The sequence below is a fragment of the Azonexus sp. MM2026_4 genome (assembly GCF_055901855.1).
In genome coordinates this window covers 3,087,792-3,112,550 of record NZ_CM148380.1, presented here as the reverse complement: position 1 = coordinate 3,112,550, position 24,759 = coordinate 3,087,792, and the positions used below count along the sequence as shown (strand labels likewise).

General features: G+C 66.9%; 24 protein-coding genes and 1 tRNA gene. 4 read left to right on the top strand and 21 right to left on the bottom strand.

What is annotated here, in order from left to right; all coding sequences use genetic code 11:
• Nucleotides 1–42: 42 nt before the first annotated feature.
• The 3 genes from AC0KWY_RS14575 to AC0KWY_RS14565 all read right to left on the bottom strand — a co-directional run bounded on the left by AC0KWY_RS14575 (nt 43) and on the right by AC0KWY_RS14565 (nt 2,822).
• A complete protein-coding gene (locus AC0KWY_RS14575; RefSeq protein WP_474026216.1) occupies nt 43–1,545 on the bottom strand; it encodes an ammonium transporter in 1,503 nt (500 codons plus the stop codon).
• 11 nt (nt 1,546–1,556) lie between these two features.
• Nucleotides 1,557–1,895, bottom strand: a complete 339-nt coding sequence (glnK, locus tag AC0KWY_RS14570) for a P-II family nitrogen regulator (RefSeq protein ID WP_416690090.1) — start codon at nt 1,893–1,895, stop codon at nt 1,557–1,559.
• Between the two features lie 81 nt (nt 1,896–1,976).
• Complete coding sequence (locus AC0KWY_RS14565; RefSeq protein WP_474026215.1) at nt 1,977–2,822, bottom strand: TorF family putative porin; 846 nt, start codon at nt 2,820–2,822, stop codon at nt 1,977–1,979.
• Nucleotides 2,823–3,064: 242 nt separating this feature from the next.
• Between AC0KWY_RS14565 and AC0KWY_RS14560 the strand changes: the two genes are divergently transcribed.
• Genes AC0KWY_RS14560 through AC0KWY_RS14550 form a run of 3 tightly spaced genes read left to right on the top strand, consistent with a single transcriptional unit; the run spans nt 3,065 to nt 6,009 of the window.
• Nucleotides 3,065–3,313, top strand: a complete 249-nt coding sequence (locus AC0KWY_RS14560) for an accessory factor UbiK family protein (protein WP_474026214.1) — start codon at nt 3,065–3,067, stop codon at nt 3,311–3,313.
• A 4-nt stretch (nt 3,314–3,317) separates the two neighbouring features.
• Entirely contained in the window at nt 3,318–4,805 is a 1,488-nt protein-coding gene (locus tag AC0KWY_RS14555) for a YifB family Mg chelatase-like AAA ATPase (RefSeq protein ID WP_474026213.1), read from the top strand.
• Between the two features lie 4 nt (nt 4,806–4,809).
• Complete coding sequence (locus AC0KWY_RS14550) at nt 4,810–6,009, top strand: multidrug effflux MFS transporter (protein ID WP_474026212.1); 1,200 nt, start codon at nt 4,810–4,812, stop codon at nt 6,007–6,009.
• Here the strand turns inward: AC0KWY_RS14550 and AC0KWY_RS14545 are convergent.
• Entirely contained in the window at nt 5,989–6,381 is a 393-nt protein-coding gene (locus AC0KWY_RS14545) for a rhodanese-like domain-containing protein (RefSeq protein WP_474026211.1), read from the bottom strand. The genes AC0KWY_RS14550 and AC0KWY_RS14545 overlap by 21 nt on opposite strands.
• A 90-nt stretch (nt 6,382–6,471) precedes the next feature.
• Here AC0KWY_RS14545 and bamE point away from each other — a divergent pair, with 90 nt between their 5' ends.
• Nucleotides 6,472–6,969: an outer membrane protein assembly factor BamE domain-containing protein gene (gene bamE / locus AC0KWY_RS14540; RefSeq protein WP_474026210.1), complete on the top strand. Its 498-nt coding sequence runs from the start codon at nt 6,472–6,474 to the stop codon at nt 6,967–6,969.
• Here bamE and mobA read toward each other — a convergent pair.
• The 17 genes from mobA to AC0KWY_RS14455 form a co-directional block, all read right to left on the bottom strand.
• A complete protein-coding gene (mobA, locus tag AC0KWY_RS14535; RefSeq protein ID WP_474026209.1) occupies nt 6,966–7,550 on the bottom strand; it encodes a molybdenum cofactor guanylyltransferase MobA in 585 nt (194 codons plus the stop codon). The two genes, bamE and mobA, sit on opposite strands and share 4 nt — an antisense overlap.
• Entirely contained in the window at nt 7,550–7,915 is a 366-nt protein-coding gene (locus tag AC0KWY_RS14530; RefSeq protein ID WP_474026208.1) for a DsrE family protein, read from the bottom strand. Before AC0KWY_RS14530 ends, mobA begins: the two co-directional genes overlap by 1 nt.
• Entirely contained in the window at nt 7,908–8,342 is a 435-nt protein-coding gene (locus AC0KWY_RS14525; protein ID WP_474026207.1) for a glycine cleavage system protein H, read from the bottom strand. Before AC0KWY_RS14525 ends, AC0KWY_RS14530 begins: the two co-directional genes overlap by 8 nt.
• 184 nt (nt 8,343–8,526) lie before the next feature.
• A tRNA-Sec gene (locus tag AC0KWY_RS14520) sits at nt 8,527–8,622 on the bottom strand.
• Nucleotides 8,623–8,627: 5 nt separating this feature from the next.
• Nucleotides 8,628–10,505: a selenocysteine-specific translation elongation factor gene (selB, locus tag AC0KWY_RS14515; RefSeq protein ID WP_474026206.1), complete on the bottom strand. Its 1,878-nt coding sequence runs from the start codon at nt 10,503–10,505 to the stop codon at nt 8,628–8,630.
• Nucleotides 10,502–11,050 (bottom strand): flavodoxin family protein, encoded by a 549-nt coding sequence (locus AC0KWY_RS14510; protein ID WP_474026205.1) that lies wholly within the window; start codon nt 11,048–11,050, stop codon nt 10,502–10,504. Before AC0KWY_RS14510 ends, selB begins: the two co-directional genes overlap by 4 nt.
• A 43-nt stretch (nt 11,051–11,093) precedes the next feature.
• Nucleotides 11,094–12,296: a hypothetical protein gene (locus AC0KWY_RS14505; RefSeq protein WP_474026204.1), complete on the bottom strand. Its 1,203-nt coding sequence runs from the start codon at nt 12,294–12,296 to the stop codon at nt 11,094–11,096.
• Nucleotides 12,274–13,131 carry a phosphate/phosphite/phosphonate ABC transporter substrate-binding protein gene (locus AC0KWY_RS14500; RefSeq protein ID WP_474026203.1) on the bottom strand — a complete coding sequence of 286 codons (858 nt, stop codon included), beginning with the start codon at nt 13,129–13,131 and terminating at the stop codon, nt 12,274–12,276. Before AC0KWY_RS14500 ends, AC0KWY_RS14505 begins: the two co-directional genes overlap by 23 nt.
• Before the next feature lie 12 nt (nt 13,132–13,143).
• Nucleotides 13,144–14,292: an acyl-CoA dehydrogenase family protein gene (locus AC0KWY_RS14495; RefSeq protein WP_474026202.1), complete on the bottom strand. Its 1,149-nt coding sequence runs from the start codon at nt 14,290–14,292 to the stop codon at nt 13,144–13,146.
• 49 nt (nt 14,293–14,341) lie between these two features.
• Nucleotides 14,342–15,676 (bottom strand): NAD(P)/FAD-dependent oxidoreductase, encoded by a 1,335-nt coding sequence (locus AC0KWY_RS14490; RefSeq protein ID WP_474026201.1) that lies wholly within the window; start codon nt 15,674–15,676, stop codon nt 14,342–14,344.
• A gap of 132 nt (nt 15,677–15,808) precedes the next feature.
• Entirely contained in the window at nt 15,809–17,218 is a 1,410-nt protein-coding gene (selA, locus tag AC0KWY_RS14485; RefSeq protein ID WP_474026200.1) for an L-seryl-tRNA(Sec) selenium transferase, read from the bottom strand.
• A 46-nt stretch (nt 17,219–17,264) separates the two neighbouring features.
• A complete protein-coding gene (gene fdhE / locus AC0KWY_RS14480; protein ID WP_474026199.1) occupies nt 17,265–18,170 on the bottom strand; it encodes a formate dehydrogenase accessory protein FdhE in 906 nt (301 codons plus the stop codon).
• 125 nt (nt 18,171–18,295) lie between these two features.
• On the bottom strand, nt 18,296–18,916 hold the full coding sequence (locus AC0KWY_RS14475; protein ID WP_474026198.1) for a formate dehydrogenase subunit gamma: 621 nt from the start codon (nt 18,914–18,916) through the stop codon (nt 18,296–18,298).
• Nucleotides 18,913–19,809 (bottom strand): formate dehydrogenase subunit beta, encoded by an 897-nt coding sequence (gene fdxH / locus AC0KWY_RS14470; RefSeq protein WP_474026197.1) that lies wholly within the window; start codon nt 19,807–19,809, stop codon nt 18,913–18,915. The genes AC0KWY_RS14475 and fdxH overlap by 4 nt, the downstream gene beginning before the upstream one ends.
• Before the next feature lie 12 nt (nt 19,810–19,821).
• Complete coding sequence (fdnG, locus tag AC0KWY_RS14465; protein WP_474026196.1) at nt 19,822–22,887, bottom strand: formate dehydrogenase-N subunit alpha; 3,066 nt, start codon at nt 22,885–22,887, stop codon at nt 19,822–19,824.
• Between the two features lie 165 nt (nt 22,888–23,052).
• Nucleotides 23,053–24,354, bottom strand: a complete 1,302-nt coding sequence (locus tag AC0KWY_RS14460) for a DEAD/DEAH box helicase (protein ID WP_474026195.1) — start codon at nt 24,352–24,354, stop codon at nt 23,053–23,055.
• A gap of 43 nt (nt 24,355–24,397) precedes the next feature.
• Complete coding sequence (locus AC0KWY_RS14455; RefSeq protein ID WP_474026194.1) at nt 24,398–24,751, bottom strand: DsrE/DsrF/TusD sulfur relay family protein; 354 nt, start codon at nt 24,749–24,751, stop codon at nt 24,398–24,400.
• Nucleotides 24,752–24,759: the final 8 nt, after the last annotated feature.

Here is a 24,759-nt window from a genome sequence, read left to right as displayed (position 1 = left end):
CACCCAAGGGTGCCCGTGAAGGGAGAGAGACTACGAATCTGCTTAGTGGTGGTAGGCGCTTTCGCCGTGCGAGGTGAGGTCGAGACCTTCACGCTCTTCGTCTTCCGGCACCCGCAGACCGATCGCGATATCGACCAGCTTGTAGGCCACCAGGGAGACGACACCGGACCAGACGATCACGGTACCGACACCCCAGACCTGGGCCGTCACCTGGGCGACCATGTCGTAGGCACCGACAGCGTTCGCAACGTAGTCATAGACACCGGTACCGCCCAGTGCCGGGTCAGCGAAGACGCCGGTCAGGATCGCACCGAGGATACCGCCAACGCCATGGACGCCGAAGACGTCGAGCGAGTCGTCGGCACCGAGCAGGCGCTTCAGGCCATTGACACCCCACAGGCAGACGATGCCGGCGAGCAGGCCGATGACGATGGCGCCCATGACACCGACGAAACCGGCAGCCGGGGTGATCGCCACGAGGCCGGCAACAGCGCCGGAAGCGGCACCCAGCATCGACGGCTTGCCCTTGAAGATCCACTCGGCGAACATCCAGGACAGCGTCGCGCAGGAGGTGGCAACCCAGGTATTGACCATCGCCAGGGCGGAACCGCCGGAAGCTTCGAGCGCCGAACCGGCGTTGAAACCGAACCAACCGAACCACAGCAGCGAGGCACCGATCATCGTGAAGGTCAGCGAGTGCGGGGCCATGGCAACCGAGCCCAGGCCAGTACGACGACCGATCATGTAGGCACCAACCAGGCCGGCGATGGCGGCATTGATATGGACGACCGTACCGCCAGCGAAGTCAAGCGCACCCTTCTGGAACAGGAAGCCCGCCGTCTTGCCGGCAGCTTCGCCGGCCGCTGCGTCGATGTAGGCGTCCGGACCGGCCCAGTACCAGACCATGTGGGCCATCGGCAGGTAGGAGAGGGTGAACCAGATGACCATGAAGACCAGGATCGCGGAGAACTTGGCGCGTTCGGCGAAGGAACCGACGATCAGGCCGCAGGTGATGGCCGCGAACGCCCCCTGGAAGATCACGAAGATCAGTTCCGAGATCACCACGCCCTTGGTAAAGGTTGCTCCAACCGACTCGATCGTGATTCCGTTGAGGAACAACTTGTCGAGCGTACCGAAGAAGGCGTTACCCTCGGTGAAGGCCAACGAGTAGCCATAGACCACCCAGAGCACGGAGATCAGCGAGAACACCACGAAGACCTGCATCAGCACCGACAGCATGTTCTTCGAACGAACCAGACCGCCGTAGAAGAGTGCCAGGCCGGGGATCGACATCAGGATCACCAGCGCAGCACAGATCATGATCCAGGCGTTGTCGCCCTTATCGGGAACCGGCGCAGCGGCGGCCGGCGCTTCGGCCGGAGCGGCAGCTTCGGCGGCCGCAGCAGGAGCGGCGGCGGCAGCGGCCGGTGCTTCGGCAACGGCAGCGGCCACGGGCGCGGCATCTGCCGCCTTTTCCTCGGCCCAGGCCGGTGCCCCGAAGGTCACCGCGCCCAGCAGGGCCAGCATTGCGAAAATTCGTTTCATGTCACGACTCCTTACAGGGCATCGCCGCCGGTCTCGCCGGTGCGGATGCGGACGACTTGTTCAAGATCGAAGACGAAGATCTTGCCGTCACCGATCTTGCCGGTGCTGGCGGACTTCTCGATGGCTTCGATGACCTGGTCGATCTGGTCGGCCTTGACGGCAGCTTCCAGCTTCACCTTGGGCAGGAAATCGACGACATACTCGGCCCCGCGATACAGCTCGGTATGACCTTTCTGACGGCCGAAACCCTTGACCTCGGTTACCGTGATGCCCTGCACGCCGATGGCGGACAGCGCTTCACGCACTTCGTCAAGCTTGAACGGCTTGATGATGGCAGTAACGAATTTCATGAGTGTTCCCCTAACTGGTTGAAACTTTTTTGATCCCCCCGCCGCCCGGGCCCGTGCAACGGCGGGGGGATACCTGATGAATCAGAAGGACTTGGTGACGGAGAGGACGGCGATGCCACGGCCGGCATCCTTCGTCTTGCTACCCAGGGCGCCGGACTTGTCCAGCGAACTGGCGAAGCAGTAGAACTCGCCGTTGTTGCAGGAACCCTTGGCATTGGCATCAACATAGGCCAGGCCGAACAACCAGCCGCTGACGTCCTTGGTCACGCCAACCTTCCAGTCGGTGTAGGCAATGCTCTGCGAACCGGCGGTGTTGTACTTGTAGCCGCTCGGGAACAAGTGACCGACGTGACCGTTGACGCCCCAACCATTACCCAGATCGTAGTTGGCGTTCAATTCGAGGTAGCTGGTTCCCTTGGACTTCGGCAGATTGAAGTAATCGCCGACGGAGTAGCTGTATTTCGCGCTCAGGAACTTGTAGCTGGCGGCAACATACAGTTCGGTGTTGTCCACGGTACCGCTGGCGTTCGACGTCGGGTGCTTGGCATTGGTGCCAGACAGCGGCCGCGATTGGGAACCCGGATAGTAGTAGTAGATGCCGCCAACATCGACACCGACGTCGCCGAAGGCGGTGCGATAGCCACCATAGAAGTCCATTTCCAGGTTGCCTTCGGCGAAGCCGGCGCCCGACGAAACGTTCGAGTTCCAGTTACCGGCGTAGAAGCCGCTGGCGTGGGAGTAATCGATACCACCCTGCAGCGTCGGCTTGCCAAAGGTCTGGTCGATGCCGCGGAAACGGTAGCTGGTGGCCAGCGTCAGGTTGCCGGTGATGGTATGCGGGCTGGCTTCTTCGGCCATCGCAACCTGCATCGCGCCGGGAGCAGCGAACGCGCCGAGCAGTGCCACGGCAATCAGGGATTTCTTCATGGTGTCTCTCCTGTAAAGGAAAATTGAAAAAGGAAAACGTTTTGTGCAACCAGCAATGCATGACCCGTGCCAAGATAACATTTTCCTTGTTTTTCATTAACTTGCTGCGCCGCACCAGAACCGCGCACCGAAACAGAGCACCAAGGCGGTGCAGTTACACTCCGTTACGCACCAGCGACGAGCGACAGGTTAAAACGCTGCAAATACCGCTGTGCTAAACTCGCCGGCCACGGAGGAAAACCATGCTCGACCCCAAGATCCTGGAAGATTTCGGCAACAAGATGAGCGCCCTGCTCGCCAATTCGCCGGCCAAAGACATCGAAAAGAACGCCAAGGCACTGCTCGGCGGCCTGTTCGGCAAGCTCGATCTGGTCACCCGCGAGGAATTCGACATTCAGGCGCAATTGCTGGCCCGCACCCGGGAACGCCTGCAGGCACTGGAAGCCCGCGTCGAAGCGCTGGAAAAGGCGCGCACCGGCAGCCCGCAATAAGTTCATGGCGCTGGCCGTCGCCCTCAGCCGGGGACTCGACGGCCTCGACGCGCCGCCGGTCACCGTCGAGGTACACCTGGCCAACGGTCTGCCCGGACTGACCCTGGTCGGCCTGCCCGACACCGAAGTGCGCGAGGCGCGCGACCGTGTCCGTGCCGCGATCGTCAATTCCGGCTTCGAATACCCTGCCCGCCGCATCACCGTGAACCTGGCCCCGGCCGACCTGCCCAAGGAATCCGGCCGTTTCGACCTGCCCATCGCGCTCGGCATCCTCGCCGCCAGCGGGCAGATTCCGGCGGCAAAGCTGGCCAGCCATGAATTTGCCGGGGAGCTTTCGCTGTCCGGCGAACTGCGCCCGGTACGCGGCGCGCTGGCCATGGCGCTGCAAGCGGCGGGCGACGGCAAGACCTTCATCCTGCCGTTGGCGAGCGCCGGCGAAGCAGCGCTGACCGGACAAGGCGACATCCTCGCCGCGTCTTCGCTGCTCGCCGTCTGCGCCCATCTCACCGGGCAGACGCCGCTGACACCACCGGCGCCGACCACGGCAGCGCCTGCGGACACCCTGCCCGACCTCGCCGACGTGCGCGGCCAGGCCCAGGCGCGGCGGGCGCTCGAAGTCGCCGCCGCCGGTCGCCATTCGCTATTGATGATCGGCCCGCCCGGCGCCGGCAAGTCGATGCTCGCCGCCCGCCTGCCCGGCCTGCTGCCGGCGTTGAGCGACACCGAGGCGCGGGACTCGGCCGCCGTCCTGTCGCTGGTCGGCCAGTTCCGCGCCGAGCGCTATCGCCGGCGCAGTTTCCGCAGCCCGCACCACACAGCGTCGGCGGCAGCGCTGGTCGGCGGCGGCAACCCGCCGCGCCCCGGCGAGATCAGCCTGGCCCACCACGGCGTGCTGTTTCTCGACGAAATCGTCGAATTCGACCGTAAAGTCCTGGAAACCCTGCGCGAGCCGCTCGAAACCGGCCGCATCCACATCGCCCGCGCCGCCCGCCAGGCCGAATTTCCCGCCCGTTTCCAGCTGGTGGCGGCGATGAATCCTTGTCCCTGCGGCTACCACGGCGACGCCCGCTGCCAATGCACGCCCGAGCAAGTCGCTCGTTACCGGGGAAAATTGTCCGGCCCGCTGCTCGACCGCATCGACCTGATCATCGAAGTCCCCGCCCTGCCCGGCGAGGCCCTGACCGGAACGGCCAGCGGCGAAACCTCGGCAGCGGTGCGGGAGCGGGTTGACCGCGCCTGGGCCCGCCAGCAACAGCGCCAGGACGATGCCAACGCCCGTCTCGACACCGTCGGCGTCGATACCCATTGTCAGCCCGACAACGCCGGCCGCGCCCTGCTGCAGCAGGCGGCCAGCCGCCTCGGGCTGTCGGCGCGTGCCTGGCACCGCGTGCTGCGCGTGGCGCGCACCGTCGCCGACCTGGCGGAAAGCGATATCATCACGGCTGCCCATATTGCCGAAGCGATCCAGTACCGCCGCTTCGCCGCCGACTGATTCCATGCCCCCATCCTCCCGCAGCACCCGCGGCATCGCGCTGCTGCTCGCCTGCCTGTCCGCGCTCGGTCCGTTCTCGATCGACACCTACCTGCCGTCGTTCCCGGACATCGCCCAACGCCTGGGCGCGACCCAGATCGAGGTGCAGCAGACGCTGTCCGCCTATCTCTTCTCCTTCGCCGCGATGACCCTGTGGCACGGCGCGATTGCCGACCGCTTCGGGCGCCGTCGGGTGATCCTCGCCGCGCTCGCGCTGTTCGGGGTCGCCTCGCTCGGCTGCATGCTCGCCAGCGGCATCGGTCAACTGTGGTTCTGGCGCGGTATCCAGGGGATCACCGCGGGTGCCGGCATCGTCATCAGCCGCGCCATCGTCCGCGATCTCTACGACGGCGCCGACGCCCAGCGCCTGATGGCGCAGATCACGATGATGTTCGCACTGGCGCCGGCCATCGCGCCGGTGATCGGCGGCTGGCTGCAGAGCGCTTTCGGCTGGCGCTCGGTGTTTGCGTTCCTGAGCCTGTCGACCATCGCCCTGTGGATCGCCTGCCTCTACCTGCTGCCGGAAACCCTGCCGCCGGAAAAGCGCCAGTCCTTGCGCCCGAGCTACCTGGCGAGCACCTACCGCAAGGTCTTCAGTTCGCCCCGCTTCCTCTTCGCCTGCGCCGCGCTGGCGCTCAACTTCGGCGGTTTCTTCATCTACGTGCTGTCGTCGCCGGTGTTCCTGATGCGCCACCTCGGCCTGCCGGAAACCGCCTTCCTCTGGCTGTTCGGCCCGGCGATGCTGGGGCTGATGAGCGGTTCATGGTGTTCCGGACGGCTCGCCGGCCGCCTATCGCCGGGGCGCACCATCGCCCTCGGTTACCTGGTGATGGGCTGCGCCGCCAGCCTCAACCTGGCGCTCAACCTGAGCCTGCCGCCCGGCCTGCCGTGGAGCGTCGCGCCGCTTTTCGTCTACACCTTGGGCATGTCGCTGGCGATGCCCAACCTGACCCTGTTCGCGCTCGACCCCTTCCCGGCGCAGCGCGGCCTGGCGGCATCGTGCCAGACCTTCTTCCAATCCGGCTTCAACGGCGTCGCCGCGGCACTGATCGCGCCGGCCTTGTGGAACTCGACATTGCATCTGGCGCTGGGCATGGCCGGCCTGCTCGCCATCGGCGGCCTGGCCGCCCTCGCCCACCGGCGGCTAAGATTGCTGCCAGGGTAGGCCGCGATAGCGCCAGCCGCCCAGGGTGCCGCGATGAAAATCCTCGTCGAGCGGCCCCTCGAAGCCTTCCAGAACATTAACCACCTGCGTGAAGCCCGCCGCCTCCAGCGCCTCGCCGGCAGCCAGCGAACGCACACCGCTGCGGCAGATGAGCAGCACCGGGCGGGCCAGCTCGCCCTTGACCAGGCGCTTCACCCTGGCGGCGAAATCCGGGTCGATCTCCCAATCCGGGCCTTCCTGCCAGGCAACGTGTTCGGCGCCGATCGGATGGCCGACGTACATGTGCTCGATTTCGGTCCGGCAATCGACCAGGATCGCCTCCGGCGTCTGTTGCAGGAAAAGGTGAGCGGCGTGGGGGTCGAGATGCTGCATCGGTGGTCGGGTAATTGGTCAGGAGCCTTATTATGAAAGCCCGGCGGCAATTTGCGTAAACTGAGCGACGTCACCCAAGAGGAAATTCCGATGAAACTGTCCGGCTGGATTGCCACCGCCTTCTCCGCCATTGCCGCCGTCCTGCTGCCGGCCTGCGATTCGGTCAACTTACCCGAGATCAAGCCGGGCATCACCACTCAGGCCGAAGTGCGCAGCCGCATGGGCGAGCCCGGTTTCGTCCACCGCAACGACGACGGCACGGTCACCTGGGAATACAGCCGCCAGCCGGCCGGCATCCACTGCTACATGATCAGCTTCGACAGCCGGGAGATCGTCGCCGTCATGGAACAGGTACTGACCGCGGAGAATCTGGCGCAGATCACGCCGGGCATGCGGCAGGCCGAGGTGCGTCGCCGCCTCGGCCAACCGGCGCGCCGCGAGGTGTTCCGCAAGCTTGGCGAAGAGGTCTGGGAATGGCACATCGCCGGCGACATCCCGACCGAGGAGACCTATTTCTCGGCGCACTTCGACCTCGACGACGGCACGCTGCGCAAGGCCGGCCAGCGCATCGAGCCGAAAGGACGCTAGGCGCCCGAGAAACGCGCCAATTCCTGCCGCGTGTTGATGTTTTCGAAGGCCGCCGACTGGTCGTCGAAAACAACCTCGACCGTGGCCAGCGTCGCCGTCCAGCCGCCGAAGCGGCGCTCGCCGGCCTGCAGATAAGCCGCCAGCGACGGCAGCAGCTCGCGCCGGCACAGGCAGAACACCGGATGCACCTGCTCGCCGGTGCGGGCGACGGCGATCTGCGCGGCGTTTGCGGTCAAGGCCGCAAACAGCCGGGAAACCAGGTCGTCCGGCAGGAAGGGCGAATCGCAGGGCGCCGTTGCCACATAGGGTGTCGTCGCCGCCGCCAGCGCCGCGTGCAGCCCGGCCAGCGGGCCGGCAAAGCCGTCGATGGCGTCGGCAACGACCGGATGGCCGAAAGCGGCGTAACGCTCGCCATTGCGGTTGGCGTTGATCAGCAACGGGCCAAGCTGCGGCGCCAGCCGGGCAATCACATGCGCCACCAGCGGCCGCCCGTCGAGTTCCTGCAAGCCCTTGTCGACACCGCCCATGCGCCGGCCGAGCCCGCCGGCCAGGACGACGCCGGTGATCTTTCCGCGATCCATCAGTACACCAGCGTCCGCCACGCCGGATCGAGCGTGCGGGCAACGAAAGCGGTGGCGCCGGCGGCGCCGGCATCGGCGCGCAGCGTTTCTTCGGCGCCGATCCAGGCGGCGCGGGCCATGCTGCAGGCGTAGAAGCGGACGCCGGCGGCGGCGGCTTCGTCGAGGAAGGCAGCGATCGATTTCTCCCGCGCCGGCGTCGGCCAGGCCACCTCGGCAACACCGGCGACCAGCCAGCGCACCGCCGGCCCGGCGAAGTGGATTTCGACCTCGGCATCCAGCGCGCGCGCGGCCAGCGCATGCACCAGCGGCGTCACCGCCTGTTCCGGCTGCGCCGAGCCGATCAGCAGGGCCAGCCGCTCAGTCAAGGCGGGCCTCCGGATCGAGCTTCAGCACCTGCGCCCGGTAGGCGGCGGCATCGACCAGCAGGCCGCGCTCGCCGGCCCAGTCGGTCGGCCGCACGCGGGCCATCCAGCCTTCGCCGTAAGGGTCGCGGTTGATCCGCCCGGGCCGCTCCTCGGCCGCCTCGTTGCCTTCAAGGAGGACGAAGGACAAGGGCGCATGCACCGCAAGCACCGTCTTGCGGCACTCGACCGTCCCCATCCCCCGCCCGCGCGCCACCTCGGCACCGTTCGGCTTGCTGGTGAAGGCGATGATCTCGCCGGCCAGGTGAATACCGAAAGCAGTCGCGCCAATCAGCAACTCGCCGCCCGGCAGCTCACGCACCCACATGTCGTGCTCGGGGTAGTAGAGGAGATCGTCGGGGATGGTGCCGGTGAAGGGTGTGTAAGCCATGTTTGCTTGAAAGTTTCTACGGCGCATTCGGCGCGCGTGGCGCATTCAGGACGCGAAGACAAGCCGGCATCCTGGGCGACGATTCTGGCGGATGCTCGCAGCTACCGCGAAACCGAGCCGCAGACAGTGCTTTTGCACGGCAAGGCGAAGGTGACAAAGGTAGCTGCGGGCAGACGCTGGAATCTGGCGGAAGGAAGCAGGAGTCGAACCTACCCAAGCCTGTCTGACAGGCCCTGCCGGTTTTGAAGACCGGCCGCCCCACCGGGGAACGATTCCTTCCGTTGTTCATGATCCGAATTGCTCCGGCGTGCCGCGCAACACATGGGTATCGCGCACGCGGCGAGTGTAGCCGATGCGATCGAAGAATTCGAGAATGTGGATGGCCACCTTGCGGCCGCCGCCGATCAGATCGCGCAGCGGCGCGGCGCGGGCGCAGCCGTCGCGTTCGTTGAGCATGGCGACGTGGCGGGCCAGCGCGCCGACGGCCTCGGCGGTGAAGTAATGGTCCTGCGCCACCGGCCAGGCTTCGCCGTGCCGGGCGATGCGCTTGAACAGCGCACGCACGGTGCCCTCGGCAATTCCCGTGGCCCTGGCCACGTCGCGCACGCGCGGCGGGTTGTACGGCTCCGCTGCGAGCAGCGGCAACAAGGTCTGCCACAGGTCGCGGTCGGCGGCGGCGAGTTCGACGCGATGGCCGGGCAGATGCAGCCAGGCATTGCTCTGGGCGACCTCGCCGGCGGCAAGCTGTTCACCAAGCAACGCGTCGAAGGCAGGACGGGCCAATGTTGGCAGCGTCAGCCGGCGCAGGCGGTCGCGCTCAACGCCGGTGAGGTCGGGCGCCCGCTCGTGTTCCGCGGCCAGCGCCGCGAGCAAGCGCTCACCCAGGGCCTGCCAGCCGGCGGCCGCGAAGGCGGTGTCGCCGACCGTGCGCAGGCCAAGCCGCTGGCAGAGCTCGGCCAGCGTCGGCGCGTCGAGGTTGCGGTTGAGCGCGTACGCTGCCAGATCGACGCCGGCCGGCTGCTGTTGGGCGGCCAAGGCCAGCGCCACCGCCGGATCGGGTTCAAACAGCGCCGCCAGCATCGCCAGGCGTTCCGGGCTGGATTTGCGCCGTGTCGGTGGCGCGCTGTCGAGCACGCAGCCGCCGGCGATGGTGTGGCGGGCGGCGGCGTCGCGCAGGATGAAGCGGTCGCCGGCGAGCGCGCCGATGTCACGGTCGACGTGAAGTTGCGCCCAGTTTTCGCCGCCCGGCGGGATTTCCTCGGTGCCGAGCAGGGCCACCCGCGCCGGCACGTCGATGGCGCCGAGGTGCAGGTGCACCTGCGTCCAGTGCTTCAGCGCCGGTTGCCCGGCGAGCACCCGCAGCTTGGCGTCGAAACGGCGCAACGGCCGGTGCAGCGGCGGCGCCAGCAGCCACTGGCCGCGCTCGACTTCGCCTTTCTCGACGCCGGCCAGTGCCAGCGCGATGCGCTGCCCGGCCTGGCCGGATTCGGCCGGCGCATCCTGGGCGCGCAGGCTGCGCACGCGCACCGGCTTGCCGCTGGGCGAGAGCAGCAACTGATCGCCGACCCGGACGCGGCCGGCGAAGGCCGTACCGGTGACGACGGTGCCGGCGCCAGCGAGCGTGAAGCAGCGATCGACCGCCAGCCGGAAGCCGCCGGCCGCCTCGCGCCCGATCTGGGCAACGGCGACGGCTTCGAGATGGGCGCGCAGTTCGGCGATGCCGGCGCCGCTGACCGCGGCGACCGGAAACACCGGCGCACCAGCGAACGCGGTATCCGCGAGCAAGGCTTCGATTTCGGCTTTCGCCGCCGCCACGCGCTCGTTCGCGACTGTATCGATCTTGGTCAGCGCCACCGCCCCCTGGCGGATGCCGAGCAGTTCGACGATTTCCAGGTGCTCGCGGGTCTGCGGCATCGGCCCGTCGTCGGCGGCGATCACCAGCAGCGCGAAGTCGATGCCGGTGGCGCCGGCGAGCATGTTGTGCACCAGCTTCTCGTGCCCCGGCACGTCGATGAAGCCGAGCGTAGGCGTGTAGGCGTAGCCGAGATCGACGGAGATGCCGCGGGCCTTCTCTTCCTTCAGGCGGTCGCAGTCGACGCCGGTCAGCGCCTTGACCAGCGTTGTTTTGCCATGGTCGATGTGACCGGCGGTGCCGACGATCATGCGGCGAAGAAGCCCTGGGCGGCGGCCAGCGCCTCGCCATCGGCAAGGACCGCGCCGGGCGCCCCGCCCTTGCCCCACAGCGGCGGCCGGAATTCCATGGCGAGGAATTCGGCGCACAGCCGGTAGCTGTCGAACATCGGCTGCGCCTTCTCCCGGTTGCCGCTGGTGGCGATCACCCACAGCCGCTTGCCGGCCATGGCTGCCTTGAAATCGACGCCGGGCACGCGCAGCCAGGCGCTCCAGTGGTCGAGGTAGGTCTTCAGCGGCGACGGCACCGAGAACCAGTAGACCGGCGAGACGAAAACGAGGTCGGTGGCGGCCAGGGTCTCGTCGAGCAGCGTCTTCAGGTCGCCGGTCGGCAGCGGATAGCTGCCGGCGGTGTGGCGCAGGTCGACGAAGGGCGGCAGGTCGAGATCGGCCAGCCGGAACCAGCGCTGCTCGGCCGTGGCCGGCAGGCTGGCCGCGGCGTGGCGGGCGAGCGTCTCGCTGTTGCCGGTGTGGCCGGGTTCGCGGGTGGTGGCGTCGAGGAAGAGGAAACGGGACATCGTTGGCATTCTGGACAAAGCGCTTATTCTGGCACGCGCCGGATTACATGAAATTGCGCGTATGCAGCGCCGCCAGTCGGCGCGCCGATTCCGGCGCAAAGCCGAGCTTGTTCAGCCGCGCCTCACGGCCGCGCGCCATGTCCTGCAGCAGTTCCTGGACGCGCGCATAGCCGGCGGCGATGGCGGCGCCGTCGGTGGCGCCGGCAGCGAGCATGATCAGCGCGTCGAAGACGTCCTCGTTCAGCCCGGAAGTGCCGGCCAGGTTGTCGAAGCGCGCTTCCACGGCGTTGACCAGGCGCGCCTGCAGCGCCGGGTCGCCGGCCAGTTGCTGGCCGAGGTGGGCCATGCCGAAGGCGACGTGGCGACCCTCGTCGCGCGCCGCCAGGCGGGCGATCTGGCGCGTCACCGGGTCGGGCGCGTGGGCGTGCAGGAAGTTGAGCAGGCTGACGAAAGTGCCCTCGCCCAGCACGGCGAGCAGGAACTGAGCGACCGAGAATTCGCTTTCGTCGATCAGCGTCTTCAGCGACGACTGGCCGCCGACCGTCAACGTCCCCGGCTGCCGGCCCTTCAGGGCGATACGCCGGGTGAACACGTCGATGTGGCGCGCCTCATCGGCAACCTGCAGGGCCAGCACCGCCTGCACTTCGCGGAAATGCGGGTGCAACTGGCCGAGGAAACGGGCCGGCACGATCAGCGCGGCGTTTTCGTTCTCGACCATGTAGGTCATGACCTGGACGACGGCGTCCTCGATCTCGTCGGGCAGTTCGAAGGGCACCGCCCAGTCGATGGCGACATCGGCATTCCACTGCGCGGCGACGGCCTCAGCGTAGATCGCCGCGGCGCTGTCGGCCCAGACGGCTTCCTGGCGGTTGAGGCGGAAGGGAAAGGCCGGCCCCCCGGCTTCCACCGTCGCGCCACGGGCGGCCAGGCCCCAGCACGGGTCGGCTTCGGCGAAAACGGCACCGGGCTGGCGCGGATCGATGGCGCCGGTTTGGGCGGCACCGCGCCAGCGGCCGGATTGCACATCGCCGCGGACGATTTTTGCCCGATTCCGGCCGTCGATCACCGCAAACTCGACGGCGTGCCCCTGCTGCCGGCACCAGCCGGCGAGCGGCCCGGTCCAGGCGTCGCCGGCAGCGATCACCGTCAGTTCTCCGCCAACCGGTACTTTGGCCAGCGCCAGCTTGATACGAACGTGGGCGCCGGCGTCGAAGCCGTAGTGCTCAATATCGATAGTCGGCGGCAAGGATGTTCCCCTTTGCATCGTAAAAAGCTTCGTCGTCCACCGCCCGTTCGAGCAGCGCATAGCCGCTGGTCCGGCCCGGGCGCCAAGCGCGCAGGCCTTCGAGTTCGAGCAACGGGCGCACCTGCGGATCGTCCCAGGACATGCCGAGGAGCAGTTCGCTGAAGCGGGCGACCAAGGCATCCGGCGCGCCCGGGCTGACGGTGAAGTTGCAATGATCGTACAAGCCGGTGCGCGCCAGCACGCGCGTCGCGCCGCTGGGCAGCACGCCTTCGTTGGCGAAGGCCTGGTAGTTGCCGTCGATCATCCAGGCTGCGTCGATGTCGCCGGCAATCAGTGCCTCGGCAGCCAGACGTTCGCCGCCGATATGGTCGCCGTGCTTGCCGCCGAGCACGTCGAAGCGTCGAGCCGTGTAGTCGCGGCCGGCGACGAGGCCGGCCTGGCGCAGGTGATCGAGCGGGATCAGCGTCGCCTGCGGCGAGTCGATGGCACCGAAACCGACGCGCTTGCCGGCCAGCCCGGCGAGTTCGGCGGCGCCGTCGCGGCTGCGCACGACCAGCACCGAACTGAGATCGCAGTCGGTGTCGCGCATGACCACGGCGCTGACCGACAGACCACGGGCCCGGGCGATGCGCTCGGCGCGCACCCAGGCCAGCGGCGAGTTCCAGGCGACGTGGATGTCGCCGGCAAACTGCGCCTCGACCTGGCGCTCGTAGTTGGAATAAAGGATGAAGTCGAAAGCCAGGCCGCGCTCGGCGAACCAGCTCTTGAAGCCTTCCCAGATGGTGACCACCTTGGGTGCGTAGGCGACGGCGCCCATGACCAGCGTGTTTTGCATGTTTTTTCCTGTTTAGCCGAAGACCGGCATGCCGCAAATGGCCTTGCCGATGAAATCGTAAAGGGTGTCGGCGGTCGGCGCCATCACGGTGGCAGCGCGCGCATCGCGGAAATGGCGCTCGACGCCGTGATCCTTGCGGAAGGCGGCGCCGCCGCAGACACGCATGGCAGTGTCGGTCACTTCGACGCCGGTCTCGGCGGTCGCCGCCTTGACTTCGAGCAGGCGCAGCAGCGTATCCGGACGACCGTTTTCCAGCGCATCGAGCGTGTCGAGGAAGAGCGTGCGGGCGCTATCGACCTTGATGCGGGCGCGGCCGAGGTAGGCGCGGATGGTCGGCAGGTCGGCGATGGACTGGCCGAGATGCTGGTGGCGCGTTGCCGTGACGTGGGCGATCGCCTTCTGCAGGCCGGCCTCCATGTTGCCGAGCGAGACCGCGGCGGTCATCAGGTTGAAGTAAGGGACGACGGTGCCCATCATGATGTCGAAGCCGCCGCCGTCCGGGCCGAGACGGGCCGCTTCACCAACCAGCACACCTTCGGCGAGGATCGGCGACGACGCGTTGCCGCGCAGGCCGAGGCCCTCGAACTTGCCGGTCACGGTCAGGCCGGCGGCCTGGCCCGGCACCAGCCACAGCGTGGACGCGCCTTCGGCGGCGGCCGGCCGGCTCGACCAGATGTAGGAATCGGCTTCGCCGGCCGAGGTGATCATGCTCTTGTGACCGTCGAGGCGGAAGCCGCCGTCAACCGGCGTCGCCGTGCCGACCGGCGCCCAGAAATGCGAGCGCGAACCGGTCTCGGAAAAGGCCAGCGTCAACAGGTGGCGGCCGGCAGCGACCTCGCGACGGGTCGCCTCGTCGCCAAAGGCCTCGATGGCGGCGGCACCGCAGTAGTGCATGCACAGAATCATCGCCGTCGAGGTGCAATGCTGGCCGACCCGCTCGACGGTCAGCGCGGCGGCGCGGTGAGCCAGGCCGAGGCCGCCGACGTCGCGGCTGCTGATCAAGCCGAGCAGGCCCGCCTGGCCGAGGGCGTCGAAGGCGGCGCGCGGAAAAACGGCCTGCTCGTCGATTTCGCGGGCGGCCGGAGTGATGGTGCGGGCAACGACTTCGTCAACGCGGGCAAGGATATCCGCGACATCGGCCGCGTGCTTATTTACGTTCATTGATTTCGTCCTGGATTTCTGGTTTCACGTGTAACAACGCTGCCGGCGCTCAGCCGAACATGTCCTCGACCTTGCCGGCGAACCACTGGAAGTCCTCGGTCACCAGCTCGGGACGGCGCAGGTTGTCGTCGTCCTGGTCCTGGACGATCAGCCCCTTGTCGTTGACCCAGTACTTGAAGCGCACGGCAACCGCTTCCTGCGGCTGGGTCTTGACCATCATGAAGCAGAGGTTGTCGGGCAGCGCCGGCTTCGGCTCGCGCCCCTTGATGCGGTCGGTGATGTACTTGGCGACGATCCTGGCGTGGGCGTTGGCGACGTGGCCGGCCTTCGGGTAGTACTTGAACAGCGGCGAGACGACGCCGACGGCGTCGCCGATCACGTAGGTGTCGGGGTCGTCCTTGAGGTTGAGGAAGAAGGGATCGACGCCGGCCCAGCCGGTCAGCTTGCCTTCCGCGTCGCGGCCGATGACGCCGGCCTTCCAGGCCATGTCGCCGGCCTGGTGCGGGGCCATCAGGATCGAATGGTCGAACTTGAAGTCGCCGGCCGTGGTCTTGATCCGCTTGTTGAAGGGATCGACTTCCTGGATCTGCGCCTTGGGCACGTAGACGATCTGGTCCTTGTAAAGCTCCTCGAAGGCGTCCTTGTAGCCGCCGCCGATCGGCATGATGCTCGGCTTGGGATCAAGAATGGTGATCTTGCCCTTGATCTTGCGCTGCTTGAACAGGTCGGCGATCAGGCAGGCGCGCTCGTAAGGCGACGGCGGACAGCGGTGCGGTGGCGGCGGCAGCGTCATCACCAGGTCGCCGCCCTGGAAGTTCTGGATGCCCTGCTTGAGCTTGAAGTGCTCGGCGCTCGGGATGTAGGCGGCGGGGAACATCGCCTTGGTGTATTCGGCGGCCTTGCGGTCGTTGCCAAACCAGGCCTCGTAGTTGTAGCGGATGCCGGCGCCGACGATCAGGTAGTCGTAATCGATCCAGCCCTGGGCGGTGACGACGCGCTTCTTGTCGCGCTCGAAGGCGGTGACCTCGGTCTGGATGAAGTGGTAGCCGTACTTCTGGGCGACATCGAGGTAGCTGAAGGTGAGGAACTGCGCATCGACGACATCGACCAGCCACTTGTTGCTCATCGGGCAGGCGAAGAAGATGGGGTTGCGTTCGAGCAGCACGACATCGAGTGTCGGGTCGAGCACTTTCAGGTGCTTGGCGGCGGTCACCCCGCCCCAGCCACCGCCGCAAATGACTACGCGCTTGCCGGTAGCCTTGGGCAGCAGCGGGTCGGACTGCATCTGGATCAGGAAAGGCAGCGGGCTGCTCGGCGCGGCGATGGCGCCGCTGGCCCCGAGTGCCGCCCCCGCGGCAAGGAATTGTCGTCGGTTGAAGTTCATCTTGTCGTCTCCATGGGGTTGAACCACCCGGGCACGGAGATGCCCGGATTTACAGGGTGGCGCCATGCGGCGCCGGGGGTCGGGAATGGTGGGCGGTACGCGGACCGCCGCTCGTGGCCATTTCCGGAAAAACTACAGTTGCAATGCTGACAGCTGCGCGACGAAGCGCGCCTCGTCCTTGTCCTCCAGGCAGCGCAGGTCGAGCCGGAAGGCATCGTCGCGGATGCTGCCGATCACCGGCTGCGGCAGCCCGCGAAAGGCGGCTTCGACGGTGGCCAGCGCCCTGCCCGGCTTTTTTGCCGGCGCGCGCAGGACCAGTGATTTCGACGCCAGCCGCTCGACCGGCAAGGCACCGCTGCCGATCTGGCTGGCGCAGTCTTCGAGTGTAACCACATAACTGGCACCGACCGCCGCCTGCACTGCCGGCAGCAGCCGCTCGGCAAGGGCTGCGATCTCGCTCGGCGACCGGGTCAGCAGGCGCAAGGTCGGCAGGCGCTGGCACAGGCGGTCCGGATCGCGGTACAGGCGCAGCGTCGCCTCCAGCGCCGCCAGCGTTGTCTTGCCGACGCGCAGCGCGCGTTTCAACGGGTTCTTCTTGATCTTCGCGATCAGGTCCTTCCTGCCGACGATCAGCCCGGCCTGCGGCCCGCCGAGCAGCTTGTCGCCGGAGAAGGTGACAATGTCGGCACCGGCGGCCAGCGCCTGCTGCGGCGTCGGCTCGGCGGGCAGGCCCAGCGCCGCGAAATCGGTCAGCGTACCGCTGCCCAGGTCGACGACGAAAGGCAGGCCGGCGGCGTGGGCGATGTCGGCCACCGCCCGCTCATCGACGCTCTTGGTGAAACCGGTGACGACGTAGTTGCTGGTATGCACCTTCATCAGCAGCGCCGTCTTCGGGCCGATGGCCTCGGCGTAATCCTTCTCGTGCGTGCGGTTGGTGGTGCCGATCTCGACCAGCCTGACCTGCGCCCGCCGCATCACGTCGGGGATGCGGAAGGCGCCGCCGATCTCGACCAGCTCGCCGCGCGACACCACCGCCTCCTTGCCCTGGGCCAGCGCGTTCAGCGTCAGCAGCACGGCGGCGGCGTTGTTGTTGACGATGGTTGCGGCGATGTCCGGCGAGCCGCCGGCGACCAGCTCGGCAAGCAGGCCGGAAACCAGGTCGTCGCGGTCACCACGGCCGCCGGATTCGAGGTCGTATTCCAGCGCACAGGGCGAACGCGCGGCCTCGACCATCAGCGCGATGGCCTCTTCGGACAACAGCGCGCGGCCGAGGTTGGTATGCAGCACGGTACCGGTCAGGTTGAACACCGGCCGCAGATTGGCGCGGGCAGCATCGGCGGCGCGGCGGCGGATGGCGGCAAGCAGCGTCGCCTCGTCGGGCAATGGCAGACCGTGCTTCGCGCCCTCGCGGGCAGCCGCCAGCTCGGCGCGGACGCAGGCGGTCACCGGCTGGCGGCCGTGCGCTTCGATCAGCTCGGGGAGTTGCTTGAGAACGCGGTCGACCGCGGGCAGACGGGAAACTTCGGGGGAATTTTCGTTCATGGCTTTCACCCGGACCGGGCAGAAAGGTTGGCGGGAATCGGGAATGTCAGCCGCTATGGGCGCCGATCAGCAACAGGTTGGGACCGGCACGCTGGTAGCCGGCCTCGTCGACCAGCAGGTCAAGCGCCAGCGTGGCCAGGTCGTCGGCCACCGGGTCCACGTTCGGGTCCTTGTCCTGGTAGACGATCTTCAGGTAGCTCTTGCAGGCGTCGCAGGTCTCGGCGCGCACCGCGCCCTTGCTCCCCGCCAGCTCCTGCAAGGCGACATGCTGGTCGGTGTCGCAGGTGGTGCAGGTGGCGCGGGCGACGTTCCATTCGCTGTTGCACAGGCTGCAGTGCAGGTAGCGCAGGTTGTTGATCGCCGCACCGAGGCGGACGACGCTGGCCACCGCCGGGCTGCCGCAGCAGGGGCAGATGTTGTGGGCATCGAGTTTCTGCAGGTCGGCGACGTCGAGGCGGCTGGCCAGTCCGCTGTAGGCGACCTGCAACGCGGCGGCGACGAAGGGCAAGGCGGCGGCTTCGGCGGCGTCGATCTCGCCGTCGAGCAGCATCCCGGCCAGTTTTTCCAGGCGGACATCGTCGGCAGCCAGCAGGTCGGCGAGCGCAGCACGGGCGCCGGCCGGGGCTTCGGGCATCAGTTCCTGCGTCAGCCGGCGCAGGATGTCGCGCCAGCCGGCCGGACGGCGGGCCGGATCGAGCGGCGGCATGCCGTGCGTGCGCGCCTGCTGGCGGGCGGCCGCATCGGGCAGCGGCAAGTCGGGGTGCGCTTGCAGCGCAGCGTGCTGAGCCTGGCTGAGGCGGCCGAGAAAGGCGAGCCAGTCGCCCAGGCTGTGTTCGCGCGCCAGCGCGGCAAAGCGGTTGGCACGCTCGGCGAACAGCGTGTTGACTGCCGGCAGCAGGAAAGGCGCGGCATCTTCCGCGGGGGGATGGAAATCGATCGGTTGGCTTTGCATGTCAACTCTGTAAAAAAGGAGGGGGATGCGGGATGTTCTCCGCAGCGCCCCCCGAACGCAAGGTAAAGCAAATCGGTACTACCGGGGTCCGGACGCAGCAACGACCCGCGCGTCCGGACCTCGGCCTACTTGCCGGTGACCTGACGGTACCAGCCGCGGTGGTGCTGCTTGGCCCAGGCGCGGGTGACCGTGCCGTACCACATGGCGCGGATCGTGCCCTTGACCCAGATCGCGGCATAGACGTGCACCATGATCAGGCCGATCATCACTGCCCCGGCAGCGGCGTGAACCACCGCCCCGAAGCGCACCAGCGTGATGTCGACGCCGAACCAGGCGCGCCAGATCAGCAGACCAGACACCGTCATCAGCAGCATGCACACGGCGAGCGCCCAGAACATCACCTTCTGGCCGCCGTTGTACTTGCCCTGCTCCGGCATGTTGTGGTCGTCGCCGTCGACCATCTGGTCGACCTTGGACAACCATTCGTGGTCGGCCGGCGTCATCTTGTTCAGGTGCTTGAAGCGGAAGAACATGACGACGAAAGCCAGCGCCATGATCACCCCCAGATAGGGGTGGATGATCCTGGCCCACACCGGCCCGCCAAACAACTGCGTCAGCGGGAAGAACGCCGGGTGGAAGAAGGCCAGCCCGGACAGCGCCAGCAGGATGAAGCTGATGCCGACCAACCAGTGGTTGGCCCGTTCCGACGCGTTGTAGCGCTTGAGGTCCTTGGGATCGCGGATCATTTTGCTGCCTCCTTGTCTTCACGCTCGATCTCGTCCTCGATCTCCTTCGAGACCTCGTTCGGACCCTTGGTCACGTAGTGGAACAGGCTGCCCAGGGCAACGCCGGCCAGGGCCAGCGTCGCCAGCGGCTTGGCAAAGCCCTTCCACAGCGCGACCAGCGGGCTGATCGACGGGTTGTCCGGCAGGCCGGCGTACAGGTTGGGCTTGTCCGCGTGGTGCAGCACGTACATGACGTGCGTGCCGCCCACCCCTTGCGGGTCGTACAGGCCGGCCTGGTCGTAGCCGCGTTCCTTGAGGTCGGTCACGCGCTTGGCGGCGTAGTCCTTCATGTCCTCCTTCGAACCGAACTGGATGGCGCCGGTCGGGCACGCCTTGACGCAGGCCGGCGCCTGGTTGACCGCGACCCGGTCGGAACACAGCGAGCACTTGTAGGCCTTGCTGTCTTCCTTGGAGATGCGCGGAACGTTGAACGGACAGCCGGTGACGCAGTAGCCGCAGCCGATGCAGTTTTCCTGGTGGAAATCGACGATGCCGTTGCTGTACTGGATGATCGCGCCGGGCGCCGGGCAGGCCTTGAGGCAGCCCGGATCGGCGCAATGCATGCAGCCGTCCTTGCGGATCAGCCACTCGAGCTTGTTGTTCTGCTCGACCTCGGTGAAGCGCATCACCGTCCACGACTTCGCCGTCAGATCCATCGGGTTGTCGTAGACGCCGTGGCAGTTGCCGACTTCGTCGCGGATGTCGTTCCACTCCGAACAGGCGACCTGGCAGGCCTTGCAGCCGATGCAGGCGGATACGTCGATAAGCTTGGCGACTTCGATGGTTTCCCGCACTTGCGTGGAGGGCGTCGTCGTCGCGGAGCGCTGTTTGATGTCTAGCGATTGCAGTGCCATATCAGCTCTCCCTTAGGCTTTCTCGATGTTGACCAGGAACGCCTTGTACTCCGGCGTCTGCGTGTTGGCGTCACCAACGAACGGGGTCAGGGTGTTGGTGATGAAGCCGGGCTTCGTCGCCCCCTTGAACCCGTAGTGGATCGGGATGCCGACGGTGTGCACCTTCTTGCCGTCCACATCGAGCGCCTTGATGCGCTTGGTCACCACTGCCACCGCCTTGATGAAACCGCGGTTGGAACGGATCTTGACCTTGTCGCCGGCGACGATGCCCTTCTCCTTCGCCAGTTCCTCGCCGATCTCGACGAACTGTTCCGGCTGCATGATCGCGTTGATCCTGCTCTGCTTGGTCCAGTAGTGGAAATGCTCGGTCAGGCGGTAGGTCGTCGCCACGTACGGGAAGTCCTTGGCCTTGCCGAACGCTTCCATGTCGCCCTTGTACACGCGGGCGGCCGGATTGCTGATCGCCTTCGGGTTGTTCGGGTGCATCGGATTGTTGTCGAGCGGGGTTTCGAACGGCTCGTAGTGCTCGGGGAACGGACCTTCGGCCATCAGCTCGCGGCTGAACAGACGCGCCACGCCTTCCGGATTCATGATGAAGGGCATGACGTTCTGGTCGGGAGCGGCGTCGGGACGCATGTCGGGGATGTCGTTGCCGCCCCAGGCGGTGCCCGTCCATTTCAGCACCGTCCGCTTGGCATCCCACGGCTTGCCGGAAGGATCGGCCGAGGCGCGGTTGTAGATGATGCGCCGGTTGACCGGCCAGGCATAACCCCAGTTCAGCGTCTGGCCGAGGCCGGACGGATCGCTGTTGTCGCGCTTGGCGGTGTTGTTGCCGGCTTGCGACCAGCTGCCGCAGTAGATCCAGTTGCCGCAGGCAGTCGAACCGTCGTCGCGCAGCATGGCGAAGCTCGGCAACTGTTCGCCGGCCTTGACCAGCACCTTGGTCGGGTCCTTGGGATCGAGCACGTCGGCCAGCGCCTTGCCGTTGATCTCGCGCAGGAGCTCTTCGGGCGACGGTTTGGCCGGCTGGGTGTAGGCCCAGGTCAGGTTGAGGATGGGATCGGGGAAAGCGCCGCCTTCCTTGGCATACATCTCCTTCAGCTTGAGGAAGAGCGCCGCCATGATCTCGGTGTCGTCCTTCGATTCGCCCGGCCCGTCCACCGCCTTCCAGCGCCACTGGATGACGCGGCCGGAGTTGGTGAAGGTGCCGGCGTTCTCGGCGAACAGCGTGGTCGGCAGGCGGAAGACCTCGGTCGGAATCTTGGCCGGATCGACTTCGTTGAACTCGCCGTGCGGCTTCCAGTACTCGGAAGTGTCGGTCGCCAGCGGGTCCATGACGACCATGTACTTGAGCTTGCTCATGGCGTCCGAGACCTTCTTCTTGTTGGCCACCGAGGCCAGCGGGTTGAAGCCCTGACAGAAGAAGCCGTTGATCTTGCCCTCGTACATCGCGTTGAAGATCGACAGCACGTCCGACGCCCCGCCCAGTTTCGGGAAGTAGTCGTAGGCGAAGTCGTTCTCGGCGGTGGCCGCGTTGCCCCACCAGGCCTTGGCCAGGCTGGTATGCCACTTGGGGAAGTTCTGCGGGAAGTTCATCTGGCCCGGACGCAACGGCTTCGGCGTGCGCTTGGCGAGATAAGTGGCGCGGTCCGGATCGGCATCGGTCGGCGCGCTGACGTAGCCCGGCAGATTCTGGGCGTAGAGCGCGAAATCGGTGATGCCCTGGACGTTGGCGTGGCCACGCAGGGCGTTGATGCCGCCGCCGGCCATGCCCATGTTGCCGAGCAATTGCTGGATGATCGCCATGCAGCGGATGTTCTGGGAGCCGACGGAATGCTCGGTCCAGCCCAGCGCGTACAGGTTGGTCATCGTCTTGTCCGGCGCCGCCGTTTCGGCGATGTACTCGCAGACCTTGAGGAAGGCTTCCTTCGGCGTGCCGCAGACCTGCTGCACCACTTCCGGCGTGTAGCGGGAATAGTGGGTCTTGAGCAATTGCCAGACGCAGTTCGGGTCCTGCATGGTCTCGTCGACCAGCGCATAGCCATCGTTGTCGAGCTGGTACTTCCAGCTGTCCTTGGCGTAGTTGCGCTTCTCCTCGTTGTAGCCGGAGAAGATGCCGTCCTCAAACTTGTAACCCTGGTCGATCAGGAAGGTGGCGTTGGTGTACGCCTTGACGTATTCATGGTGAATCTTGTCGTTGCTGATCAGGTAGTTGATAACGCCGCCGAGGAAGGCGATGTCGGAACCCGAACGTAGCGGGGCATAGAAATCGGCGACTGACGCCGTGCGGTTGAAGCGCGGGTCGACGACCACGAGCTTGGCCTTGCGCGTCTTCTTCGCTTCAATCACCCACTTGAAGCCGCAGGGATGGGCTTCGGCGGGGTTGCCGCCCATGACGAAAACCAGATCAGCGTTCTTGATGTCCACCCAGTGGTTGGTCATCGCACCACGCCCGAAACTCGGAGCCAGACTGGCCACCGTGGGAGCGTGTCAAATGCGTGCCTGGGTGTCGATCGAGGTCATGCCCAACGCGCGAATCGTCTTCACGGTCAGGTAGCCGGCCTCATTCGGTGCCGCGGAAGAAGCGAGGAATCCGGTACTGGTCCAGCGATTGACGGTGACGCCGGCGTCGTTCTTGGCGACGAAATTGGCATCGCGGTCGGCCTTCATGTGCTTGGCGATGCGGTCGATGGCTTCGTTCCAGGAGATCTTTTTCCATTCGGTCGAACCCGCTTCGCGCACTTCCGGCCACTTCAGGCGGTTCTGGCTCTGGATCATGTCGCGCAGGCCGGCGCCCTTCGGGCACAGCGTACCGCGATTGACCGGATTGTCCGGATCGCCTTCGATGTGGATGATCTCGCCCTGGGAGTTCTTGGACTTGTCCCCGGTCGAGTAGATCAGCACGCCGCAGGACACCGAGCAATACGGGCAGATATTGCGTGTTTCGGTGGCGCGGGCGAGCTTGAAGGTGCGTACTTCCGCCAGGGCTGCATTCGGGGAGAAGCCCATCGCGACGATGGACGATCCCGTCAGCCCGGCGGAGCAGACCTTGAAGAACTGCCGCCTGTTCATGTTCATTGTGATTTTCCTCCTGAGTGCGACTCCGTGTCGCAACGGAAAATCAGTGCAACGAGCATGCCACCGCAGGCAACTCATTGAACAATCAGTAACCACGTTTCCGGAAAGGTTGCCGCACTGGGACATTTTGTCCCGATTCGCCGCCCCCGAGACAAAATGTCCCAGTCAGCGGCCGCGCGTTCCCGGCTTGCGGGGCGCCGGACGCGCCTTGCGCGGCCCGGCGAATTCGTCGACCCAGTTGCTGCGCCCGGCGCGCCCCGGCGCCCCCGGCCGGGCCGGTGCCGGCCGCGCCTTGGCCGGCGCTGCCCCCGGGGCCGTTGGCGGCACGTTGTGACGCGGTTCGAAGCCCGGCTCCTCGTCGCGCGACAGGGGCTTGCGCAGCAGCGCCTCGATCGCCGCCAGCAGCGGCGCCTCGTCGGCGGCGACGAAGGAGATCGCCTCGCCCGGCTGGCCGGCGCGGCCGGTGCGGCCGATCCGGTGCACGTAGTCCTCGGCCTGCAACGGCAGATCGAAGTTGACCACTTGCGGCAGACCGTCGATGTCGATGCCGCGCGCCGCCACATCGGTCGCCACCAGCACTTCCACGGCGCCCGCGCGGAAGGCCTCGAGCGCCTGCTGGCGCGAAGCCTGCGGCCGGTCGCCGTGGATCGTGTCGGCGGCAATCTGCTTCGCCTGCAGACGGGCGAGCAGTTCGTCGCAGCCCTTCTTCGTCTTGACGAAGACCAGCACCTGGCGCCAGCCGCGGTCGCGGCGCATGAACAGGAAGAGCTCGGTCTTGCGCTTCTTGTCGACCGGAACGACCCACTGCTTGACCGTCTTCGCCGCCGTGTTGCGCGGCGTTGCCTCGATGCGCAGCGGCTTCTGCAGGCGGCGACCGGCCAGTTCGCCGACATTGGCGGCGAAGGTGGCGGAGAACAGCAGGGTCTGGCGCTGTCGCGGCAGCGCCTGGAACAGGATGTCGAGATCGTTGGCGAAGCCGAGGTCGAGCATGCGGTCGGCTTCGTCGAGGACGAGGGCGCGCAGTTCGCGGAAACGCACCGCGCCCTTGGTGAACAGGTTGACCAGGCGGCCCGGCGTCGCCACCAGCACATCGACGCCGGCGCCCAGGCGCTTCATCTGCGGCCCCAGTTCGGCACCGCCGTAGGCGGCATAGCAGCTCAGCGGCAAGCCGGCACCGTAGCGGACGAAGCTGGCGCACACCTGCTCGGCCAGTTCGCGCGTCGGCACCAGGACCAGCACGCGGACCATGCCCGCGCCGACCGCCGCCGGCTCGCCGAGCAGGCGCTGCAGCAGCGGCAGGGCAAAGGCGGCGGTCTTGCCGGTGCCGGTCTGCGCCGCGACCAGCAGGTCGCGGCCGGCCAGCACGGCGGGAATGGCCTGCTGCTGCACCGCCGTCGGCGTCAGGTAGGCGAGTCCGGCGAGGGTCTGCAGCAGCGGTTCGGCCAGGCCGAGGGCGGCGAAGCTCATGGCGGGAATTCCGGGAAAAACCGCGATTCTAGCCGGCCGGCCGTCAGAAGGTGATCACCTTGTCCGCCGCCAGCGTCCGCTCGGCCAGTTCGACCAGGGTGCCGATCGCCGCACCGGGAATCAGCGGCAGCTCGGCGACGCCACGCGCCAGCGCGCAGGTGCGGCAGAGGCGGATGTCGACGCCCATGCCGAGCAGCGTCTCGACCATGCCCTGCAGGCCGTTGCCGGCGCCGTCCTGCTGTCCGGGCAGGGCAAGGCCGACGGCGTCGGACATCAGGAACAGGCTGACGGACGGCCGCCCGTCGTGGCCGGCGAGCGCGGTCGCCAGACGCAGCGCGGAGAGGCAGCGTTCGCTGCCGTAGGGCGGGGCATGGACGATGATCAGGATCTTCTGCATGGGTTTTC